Origin of the sequence: Parafilimonas sp., assembly GCF_047606085.1 — a bacterium.
In the GTDB taxonomy this organism is placed as follows: Bacteria; Bacteroidota; Bacteroidia; order Chitinophagales; family Chitinophagaceae; genus Parafilimonas.
Map to the genome: position 1 here is coordinate 1 of NZ_JASGEX010000154.1, position 10,004 is coordinate 10,004.

A 10,004-nucleotide genomic window follows, 5' to 3' on the forward strand; every position below is an offset into this window, starting at 1 on the left:
CCAATCCGTTTTTTTCTGTTGCTTCAAATACGGAATAAGATTTTCCGTCAGCTGTAATAGCGATGCCATGAAGATACCCATTTAGTTCGGTTATGCTAGCTGCACTATTAGCATAGCCCTCTTTCAAACCGCCTGAACCTTGCATGCCCCATCTCAACAGAGACCAATAACTGTCTCCCGTTTCCAAAATCATTTCCACATGCCTTTCTCTTTTATAATCATTCCACAATTCATCACCAGATGAAGTAATTGAATTAGAAAATCCGCCATGCTTTTGATATGTTTTTGTAATATATTCTCTTGCGGTAGCCTCGTCTCCCAATTTTATGCAGGCTTCTGCATAATTAAGATACGCCTCGCCAAGGCGCAAAACACTGTAACAAAAATCAGTTGGGTCTGAATACCAGAGTTTAGTTCCTTCATACACGTATTTTCTGAACAAATACCCTGTTTCAGAACCACCGCCATTAATACTGCCTCCGTATAAAGGAGATATGGAAGAGGAAACATTCCCATCTGCCCGCAGATAAACCCAATTATTATATAATTGAGTACTATCGTACACTATCGAAGCATAAAACCTTTTATCCCTGTTTTTATACATCTTCTCGTATACATTTTGCCCGGTAGTTATATAACTTGTTTTATCCCATTCTTTTTCTTGTCCGTCTGCATCCGTAACCAGATAGTCGTCAACCAAATCTTGAGTTGGTGCATAATACATCCAACCCTCAAAAGATTCCTCTAGCGGATATTTGGCAAGAGCTGCATCGCTCAATTTAGAAGTTAAATTATCAGCATTTGGAACAAGCGATTGCATAGGTGTGCCATAAAAATATGTATTGGTACTTAATCTTTCATAAACCAGTATATTCTCTGAAGAAGCAATTGCTGTACTATACTCATTGAATAAGTTGGAATAATCATCCAGACTATATTGGCCTAAGGCAAAAAGGGACTCGCCTGAACTTTTAACCTGCTCATAATAACTATTATCATTCAGGTATGCACCAGCCTGCAGGGCAATCCTCATTTTCAACGCGTATGCCGCAGCTTTGTTTGCCCTGCCTCTCTCATTTTCAGCAGGCAATCTTTCCACTGCACTATCCAAATCTGATAATACAAAATCATATGTCTCTTTAAGACTGGATCGGGGAATACTAAAAGAACTGTCTGTTGTTAAAACATTTTTAATAATTTGCACGCCTCCAAAACGGAATACCAAATATGAATAAATAGAAGCCCTTAAAAAATATCCTTCTCCTAACAACGTATTTGATTCCAACTCTGTAAAGCCTGCATCAGGAACTTTTTTCAGAATCATATTTACACTGCGTATATTACTGAACTGGTTCCAACCTTCATCTGTATATCGATCAATTTGCTCTGTTTTTTCAGAAACATAACTTCCGCCCCAAGGGTGCAATTTTACGCTTTTCGTCATAGCATCCCACTCCCAGGAATAGATATAACCAATACAATTTGCATAACAGTTGAATATATATCCTTCAGCCAAATCATAATTGCTCCATACAGCATCTTCAGTATATGAATCCAATGGCTCTGTGTCCATTATTTTATTGCATGATGTGAAAAGGCTTAAAAAAAGTATTATTATAAGAAATGATCTTTTCATAAAAATTAAATTTATTTTCTTAAAACGTTGCTCTTATACCAATAGAATATGTACTGTTAACCGGATAAAAAAAGTTATTGTTGTTTGCAAGTTCTGGATCAAAATACTTTTTAACCGGTGAGAAAGTGAGCAAATTAGTTCCGCTGACATGCAATGATAAATCGCTGATCTTGTTGGTTTTTATTAGCCGCTTGAAATCGTATGTAAGAGTTAAACTCTTTAACCTTACAAAGCGTGCATTTTTAAGCCAGAATGTGCTTGAAACATAATTGTTTCCATTATTCAAACTGCTGGTTCCTGCCCTGGGAAAAGAAGAGTTGGTATTATCAGATAACCAGTAATCCTTTTGAAATTCGAAATTCACTCTGTTTACCCCTTCACTGCCTTGCAGGTATGTTCCTAAATAAACATTTCTGGAACCAGAACCCTGTATAAGGGCATCTAAACGAAAACCTTTGTATTCAATACCAAGCGGCATTCCATAAGTAAACCTGGGGGATTGAGACTTGCCTAAACGACGGTAATCCTGGGCGTCAATTTTACCATCGCCATTTGTATCTTCCAGCCATAAGTCTCCTAAAGTTAAAGCGGTTGATGTTAACCGGCTTGGGTTATTAAGGATGTCCTCATAATTCTGATACAATCCATTGTCTTGATATAATGTGCTATAATAGTTTTGATCTACTCCCCAGCTTCTGGTATATGGGTTTGTAAGCGAAGCGCTATCTTCATTAGTGCGTTCCCATAAATAGTTAAAATAGGTACCGTTTACGCCAATATAACCTTTTAGCTCTTTGCCAACAGACCAATTGAAATTAATCGAAAAATCTATTCCCTCTTTTCGTGTGGCAGCGTCAGTAAGCACTTCCGGCAAATCCAACCCCAAAGGCTCAGAATAACTATAAGCCGGGCTTCCTAATATATTTTTTGTTCTAGTAAAGAAATAATCAATATCTCCAGACAGCTTCCTGTTTAATGCTTCAAATTCCAGCCCAAAATCCCTTGATGTAGTGGAGTACCATGTAATATCCTGATCTTGGCTTGTTAAAGCCCCTTCGTAATATCCATTTCTTAATGTTCCGCCTATAACATAAGCACTGGTAGTAACATTGTATTGGGAAACATAGGCATATTTGGTGCCTCCAACAGAGCCTACCCTACCATAAGAGCCCTTGAATTTCAGGTAAGAAAAGATATTTGAAAGGTTCAGATCATGATAAAATTTTTCAGACGACACTGCCCATCCGGCACTGATGGAGGGGAAAAACCCAAAGCGGTTTCCCGGAGGGAAATAATCTGAACCATCGTAACGGCCATTTAGCTCCAACAGGTATTTGCCGGCATAATCATATTTTAATCTTCCAACATAACCAATTTCTCCCCATTTACTTTCCGAGCCATCGTTAATTTGGGTTGAAGCATCGCCGGCAAATAACTGATCAATCGCAGTAGAAGGGTATTCGCCCCTGTATGCGCTAAACCATTTGTTGCCTCCGCCCCTTGCTACGGAGACAAATGTTGCCACCAAATTATGTCGGCCAAAACCCCTGGAATAATCAGCCTGAAACTGAAGGTTGTAAGCCTTTGTATCATTACTTTCCTGAGTTAATGTAGGGTCACTTGTCTCATATAGAGTACCGTCTGAATTATATTGCGTAGCCAACACATTAAAGGTTTTGGTAGGATTTGATTTCATAGAATAGTCGCCTATAAGCTTTAAGTGTAACCCTTGAACTTTAGGCACACTCCATGAAAAGGTAAGGTTAGCATCATTAAAAAAAACTTCCCCCCTTGCATACCCCGGTGAATATATTTCGGCTAAAGGATGATCAACTAAAGCTGATAATGTACCATCGTCATTAAAGGCCTTTTCAAGTGGGCTTTTGGCAACAATATGGCTAAAAATTGAAGTAGAGCCAGCAGGAGGCTGCGTCGTGTAATCATAATAACCGTTTAGAGCAAAAGTTACTGACAAACCAATATTGTCAAAGTTGGAAATGATTTTAGAATTATATGAAAATCTCTTTACTTTAAACGAGTTGTTTACATAATTGCTGCCCTGATCAAAATATCCTAACCCCACATAATATTTGGTTTGATTATTTCCACCACTCACAGACAAATTATGGGTTTGCTGCAATGAATACTTTCGAAAACTAAGCCCATACCAGTCGGTATTAGGATATTTATCGGTATTCCAACCATTTTTAATAGTATCCAACTGGGCTTCGCTATAAACGGCATACTTGCCATTACCCTCTGATTCTGAAATAGCATTTGCTACCAAAGCTTTATCATAAGAATTTATCAGTTTTGGAAAAAGGTTTGGCGTATTCAGGGCAAAATTATTTGAATATGTAATTGCTGGCTTACCTGAAGCACCGTTTTTTGTAGTAATCAAAACAACGCCCGCAGCAGCTTTTGAACCATAAACTGCCGTTGCAGCAGCATCTTTCAAAAAGCTTATACTCTCAATATCATTTGTGTTCAGGTTAACAAAGGCTGTTTGATCTCTTATGATATCATCAATAACATAAAGCGCTGTTGTTTGTGAAATAAGTGGCTCTCCGCCACGAATGGTAAGGGAAGGAACACTGCCCGGCTCACCACCGCTGAAATTTACCACCACACCGGCTGCACGGCCTGCCATTGCAGACTGTATATCAGTATAAGGTGCATCTTTAAAATTGTCTGTTTTCAACTGTGTGACGGCGCTGGTAACTTTTTGCCTTGCTTGCTTGCCATATCCTAATATCACTACATCATCCAGCCCGGTATCATTTTTTTGCAGAATGACAGAAAGCAATAATCGCCCGTTTAGTTCTATTGTTTGATCAGTGTAACCTATAGAAGAAAATTCAAGCACTGCATTTTCATCAGCATTTAGGGAAAAATATCCTTTCGCGTCTGTGGTAGTACCTGTTTTTGTACCTGCTACCTGCACGGTTACACCTTCCAGTGGATTACCTGCAGAATCAGTAACGGTACCCGTAATCTTTACAAGGTTTGCAAACCCTGAGACTTGCTTGATCACAATAAGCTTATTATCAAGCAGGCTATCTTTAAGACCTGTGCTGGCAAGCAACTGTTTTAATAAAGCATCAATGGAAACATTATTTGCTGATAGTGTAACGGCAGGTTGGTCGTTAAGTATTTTGTTGCTGAAAACAAAGCGGTAATCGCTTTTTTGTTCAATTTGCTTTAAAGCATCAACAAGTTTAGTGTTATTAAAGTTTACGTTAATATTTTGAGTTTTTGCAGCAACCTGCATTGTTGCAAGCAGAATTAAAATAAACGTAAATTTCATAAGCAGAAAAATTTTTAGCCGCCTTTGTTTTAAATGCGGGCTAATGAAAAAAAAGATTTTTTTCATACCTTAGTTTCGATTTAAGTGTTATAAATGTGTACAGGGCTAAGCCCCATACCGTTTGTAATTAATCAGGAGGAATGGCCGGAATCCATCTCCTCCTTTTTTATTTGGAAATAGTTATGTTTTTGCCATCTTTTTTATAATTGAAGTGATAAGAATATTGCAATGCCTGTAATACTTTTTCAATGGACTCGCCTTTAAAGGTTGCAGTAAAATTATAAGCAGCCACTTCCTTATCAGCTAATGTTATTTTTACATCGTACCATCTTTCGAGCCTCCCTTTAAATTGCTCAAATGTTTCATTATTAATTTCAAGGCGGCCCTGTGCCCAGGCCGTTTCAATTATAGCATTGTCAGTCTTTTTAAAAGATATAGGCTTTATGGCAATTACAGAGTCAGCAGCTTCAGCCTCATCGCCTGCCCTTAATTCTTTATTATCACAAACAGAAAAAATAATTTTATTATTAGGTGTAAGCGAAATCTTTTTATGGTCTTTGAGTATGACTATTACTTTACCCCGCAGCAGGGCGGTTTCACTCCTTTGTTCGTTTTTATAGGCCTTAACATTAAATAATGTTCCTAATACCTTTACATTATAAAAAGCCGTGTGCACAATAAATGGAAGTTCTTCATTGTGCGTTACATCAAATACCGCTTCACCATCTAAGTAAATATCCCGGCTTTTTTTACCAAAATCATCAGCTACCGTTATATGCGAGCCTGCATCAAGTGTAATCTTTGTGCCATCTGTGAGCACAATATTTTTCATTTCGCGGTTAGCAGTTAAAAAAGAAACTTTACCGACAACCTCATTATTTGCATCCGCAGCAGCCAAGGATTGATTTTTTCCATGAAAACCATGATAAGCGAAAACGGTTACAAGCATTATACCCGCAAGCAATGCAGCATAGGGCATAAACCTTTTTAATGAAAACCAGTTCTTTTTTTCCAGCCTGATATTATCCTGCTCCGTATGCCTGATCCGCATGGCAGTTGTTAGCGCCAATACCATTTCTCTTGCTTCCGCAATTGTAGCCGCCTCATCAGGGTTTACTTCTTCAAATGCTTGCCAGTAAGCAAAGTCATCCTTGTTTTTATAAAGACAGTAATGGATGAACGTATCGTCTATAACCAATTCTTCAACCAGTAATTTTTTCTTCATGCAGATAGCTTCTGCACTACAAGACGAAATGACTTTGCTTTTTTACCAGATTTTTCTTAAAAAATTTTTGCGAGCAGTAAAGGAAGTAATGTGAGGAACGCTTCGGCCTGAAAATACTGTGGTTTTTTTTGGATATGTGCCCTTAATATTTGTATGCCTTCAAAAAGGTTATTATACACGCTGCGTTTTGTAAGGCCGGTAATGGCAGCTATTTCTTCAGTGGTTTTGCCTTCGCTGAATTTGAGGTAAATAACTTTCTTACACCGGCCTGGCAATTTATTATAGGCGCTTCGAATGCTTTCTATCAGCTCTTTATTCTCTTCGGAAATTTCAAGCCTTGAAACAGATAACTCTGTGAATTGATCTTCAACAATTGAATTTGTATTTACAATTAATTGTTTTTGCCTGGAACGATAACAATCAATCAGCCTTCGTTTAAATGCAGTAGTTAAATATGCTTTAGGGTTTTGTATTGATAATGGGTTTACCTGTTTTTCGAGGAGTTCTAAAAAGAGTTGTTGCAACAGGTCTTTTACTTCTTCCTCAGAATAACCAAAGCGCAGGCCTTCATTAAGCAATAACAAGCGCCATTCTTTATACCAGATATCAACCTGAACATTGGTACTTCCTACATATATATTGAGATCCTTTTGCACAGGTCGTCCTTCTTTAATTTTAACGGAAACTAAGCAAGCCAACTTTAATCTATCTATAAAGCATTTATATAGCATATAGCTATACATTAGGCAAACTTAATAATCTAAGTTCATTAAAAAGTATGCAAACGATTGCTAAAAAAAGAGGTCTCCATTCCATGCTAAATTCAATAAAGCTATTACAGTCTTACCAGACCATCACTCGAATCTAAGAACATCTGATCGGCACAATAAGCAATTCTTTGTATCCCTTTGGCTAACCCCTTCATAAGATAGAAACAATTATACCCTTTTGTTTTTTTTGCTCTAATAAATCGAGGTGGATATATTTTTCCAGCAAAGCAGTTTTCCTAACCATAGTTCATCTTGGCAGTTCAATATTATAGATTCAACAGGTAGCCCACCGTTTCTTTTGCAGACACTCTCTTTCGAAATGAAGCGATATCTTACTGTGCACCACCCTGTTCAACTCCGCAAACACCTGCATTTGGCAAGCTATTCCAGGCAGTTCCTTTTGTCAACAGGCATTGAATGTAGTAGATAAGAATGGCTTACTGGCAATAATGGTAACCGTGGCCTATATCCATGACAGCAAAGCAATAGGCAGTTGATGTGTGTATTACAGGATAGCTATCATAGCATCAGGGTAATTTTGGCTGATAGCGGCTATTGCGGCACTATCATTAAAGAAGTAAAAGAAAAGTTTGGTTATTGGCTACAGATTGTACTTCGTAAAGAAAGTAATTCCTCTAATTTCAAAACAGTGTATAAGAAATGGGTAGTAGAGCGAACATTTGCCTGGTTTGATAATGACCAGCAGTTATGCCGGAATTATGGACTGCCCATAGAAACAGCAGAAGAAATGGACAAATTATCCGCTATTAAAGCTTTTAGGTTTGCGAATATTATGGATAATTGTGATTTTTATACTTAGCCAAAACATATTCTATTTCTCTATTTTTGCTTCAAATTAGGCGTTTACGGAAACTCTGATTGGACGAAAAGATGAGCGGAAAATACTCGATCAGTATTTTGAGACCTCTCCAAGTGGACATATTCCCCGACCTCTGGAAGTAAGTATTTATGAGCAAGAGTCTTCATTGTGCTGGAACTGAAAGCGAATATAAGTATAGTTAAACAACCCGGACATAGCAGCACTTGCAATAAGATAGAATCTGGGTTTATACTGCAACACACAAACAGAAAAGCTTTCACCTTCCGGCACATACAACAAAATCAGCAGCCAAAATTGCAGGTAGGGCAGCCCATCCCAATGCGGACGCCCAACTGCAGGGTATTTACAACAGCTACAGGATTATATCCTCCAGCCGGGAAATTTGCAGAAGGCACAATTAAGAAATTACCTGCCGCCTGACGTTTGTAAAAAAGCTACAACACCGCCATCCACCAAAATATCAGAACCGCTCAGGAAATTCCCCGCCGGGCTTACAACAAATTCAACTGTAGCGGCAATGTCTTCAGCAGTTCCTACACGGCCTGCCGGTGTGTTCTCTATCATGTATTTCATAAAAGAATGGGCTTCCTGTTCCTGTTTCCCCATAGGTGTACTATGTACTCCGGGACTTATGGACATTACACGGCCGCCTTTTTTGCCCCATTTTACAGATGCTGCCGCTACCTGCAAACGATTGGCCTTTTTTGAAACAGGGTATGCATCATTCGGATCATTCAGTTCCAGTGAGGGAACATATTCTACTAATTCATCTGCAGAAAGAATTGCCAGTTTCTTTTCCTGTTCAGCGGTTAAACTGCCTGAAAGGTAACCCGATGAGCTTGAAATAAATATGCCAACCGTGCCGGGAGATATATAAGCTTCAAATACTTCAAGCATTCTTGCTGTTCCGATCAGGTTTACATTTAGTATCCGTTCAGCATCAGCCATCGTTGGGGAAAGACCTGCGGTATGGATGACAGCATGAATTTCACCCATCATTGCTGCCTGTTTGGCAACGGCATTCACGGATTCTTTATCAGATACATCCAATTTAACGGTAGTAACATTATAGCCGTTATTTGTAAGTTCTGCCGAAGCGTTGCTCAATTGCTTTTCATTGAAATCACAAAGCAATAATTTATATCCTGCTCCCATTCTCCGGGCGCACGCAATTCCCATTCCGCCAATGCCCGTTATTACAATCACATGTTTCATCTGTATATAAAGTTTACCTGTTTTAAAATCTTGTACTGAAATAATACGCTACAAAAAAAGACATCAGCAAACCGCCGGCCGCTAGTGCAATCCACAAGCTTATTTTCCTTTTATTAATTTTGACAAAAAGAAAAATGCTGGCACCTAAGCTGGCATTAATAACAGCCCATAACACATTTGTTAGTGCAGAAGATAATCCTATGCCCGGCGGATCAGCAAAAGGCGTAGGGAATTCTTTTCCTGTTATGCCGTTTATATAATGTGGCAGTGTATTGACAAAGAATACGCCGGCAAAAAATGCAAGAATGTAATGATACCACCTGGTTTCTAAAGTTTTCTTATTCATTTCCATTTTCATCATTTTTTAATTTTTTGGTATTGCATCAAACATGGCCGCATTTTGCTCCGCCCACATATATTCCAGGTAGTGTCCAAGGTGCGGCCTTTCGTCGAGGTATAAATACCGCGATTCTCCGCCTGTATTCTCAAAGGCAATAGGATGTTTGCCGGTATCCAGTGAAGATCTGAATGTATCCCACTCTTCGCAGGTTGTAAAACGACAACCTAAATGATGGAAACGTTGTCCGAATCCTGATGCCGGCAGGCTTTCAGTATACCTTCCCATCGGGTCGTTAATTGGTTCAATAAGCTCCAGCTGATGCATACCCACTGTGGCAAATGCAAGTTTTATCTTACATTTGATGTAGCGGCCCGTATCAGCAATATCCATTACGGAGGGCTGGTCAAAGACCAGGAACTTACTGATACCGTACAATTCCCCGAATAACTTTATGGATTGCGTAATATCTGTCGTTACGTAAGCGACCTGAAAAAAATGACGATAATAATTTAAAGTATCCTCAACCTGTATCATGATGCCTGTATTTTAAACTGTTTGATTTTTTTTAAATTCTTATAGTGTACTCATATGTACCAGGTTATCCATTGCTTTGTCGGCTATAAGTTCAGTTCCGAATATACCCGGGTATGGCTCCCATTGGCGCACCGAC

General features: G+C 38.7%; 8 protein-coding genes. 1 reads left to right on the forward strand and 7 read right to left on the reverse strand.

Features of this window, described 5'->3' with window-relative positions:
- The 4 genes from QM629_RS13350 to QM629_RS13365 form a co-directional block, all read right to left on the reverse strand.
- A partial coding sequence (locus tag QM629_RS13350; protein ID WP_415160380.1) for a RagB/SusD family nutrient uptake outer membrane protein occupies window positions 1-1,636 on the reverse strand: 1,636 nt, incomplete at its 3' end.
- Between the two features lie 19 nt (window positions 1,637-1,655).
- On the reverse strand, window positions 1,656-4,943 hold the full coding sequence (locus QM629_RS13355; RefSeq protein WP_415160381.1) for a TonB-dependent receptor: 3,288 nt from the start codon (window positions 4,941-4,943) through the stop codon (window positions 1,656-1,658).
- 166 nt (window positions 4,944-5,109) lie between these two features.
- On the reverse strand, window positions 5,110-6,168 hold the full coding sequence (locus QM629_RS13360; protein WP_415160382.1) for a FecR family protein: 1,059 nt from the start codon (window positions 6,166-6,168) through the stop codon (window positions 5,110-5,112).
- A 56-nt stretch (window positions 6,169-6,224) separates the two neighbouring features.
- Complete coding sequence (locus QM629_RS13365; protein ID WP_415160383.1) at window positions 6,225-6,824, reverse strand: RNA polymerase sigma factor; 600 nt, start codon at window positions 6,822-6,824, stop codon at window positions 6,225-6,227.
- A 607-nt stretch (window positions 6,825-7,431) separates the two neighbouring features.
- Here QM629_RS13365 and QM629_RS13370 point away from each other — a divergent pair.
- Entirely contained in the window at window positions 7,432-7,758 is a 327-nt protein-coding gene (locus tag QM629_RS13370; RefSeq protein ID WP_415160384.1) for a hypothetical protein, read from the forward strand.
- Window positions 7,759-8,184: 426 nt separating this feature from the next.
- Here the strand turns inward: QM629_RS13370 and QM629_RS13375 are convergent, their stop codons facing one another.
- Genes QM629_RS13375 through QM629_RS13385 form a run of 3 tightly spaced genes read right to left on the reverse strand, consistent with a single transcriptional unit; the run spans window position 8,185 to window position 9,868 of the window.
- A complete protein-coding gene (locus QM629_RS13375) occupies window positions 8,185-8,994 on the reverse strand; it encodes an SDR family oxidoreductase (protein ID WP_415160385.1) in 810 nt (269 codons plus the stop codon).
- A 22-nt stretch (window positions 8,995-9,016) separates the two neighbouring features.
- Complete coding sequence (locus QM629_RS13380) at window positions 9,017-9,355, reverse strand: hypothetical protein (protein ID WP_415160386.1); 339 nt, start codon at window positions 9,353-9,355, stop codon at window positions 9,017-9,019.
- Window positions 9,356-9,358: 3 nt separating this feature from the next.
- Window positions 9,359-9,868: a VOC family protein gene (locus tag QM629_RS13385; protein ID WP_415160387.1), complete on the reverse strand. Its 510-nt coding sequence runs from the start codon at window positions 9,866-9,868 to the stop codon at window positions 9,359-9,361.
- Window positions 9,869-10,004 lie beyond the last annotated feature (136 nt).

Bases quoted from the DNA above. Each gene is read 5' to 3' on its own strand.
- QM629_RS13355 (WP_415160381.1), bottom strand. From the start codon at position 4,943: ATGAAATTTACGTTTATTTTAATTCTGCTTGCAACAATGCAGGTTGCT.
- QM629_RS13380 (WP_415160386.1), bottom strand. From the start codon at position 9,355: ATGATGAAAATGGAAATGAATAAGAAAACTTTAGAAACCAGGTGGTAT.
- QM629_RS13385 (WP_415160387.1), bottom strand. From the start codon at position 9,868: ATGATACAGGTTGAGGATACTTTAAATTATTATCGTCATTTTTTTCAG.
- QM629_RS13375 (WP_415160385.1), bottom strand. From the start codon at position 8,994: ATGAAACATGTGATTGTAATAACGGGCATTGGCGGAATGGGAATTGCG.
- QM629_RS13360 (WP_415160382.1), bottom strand. From the start codon at position 6,168: ATGAAGAAAAAATTACTGGTTGAAGAATTGGTTATAGACGATACGTTC.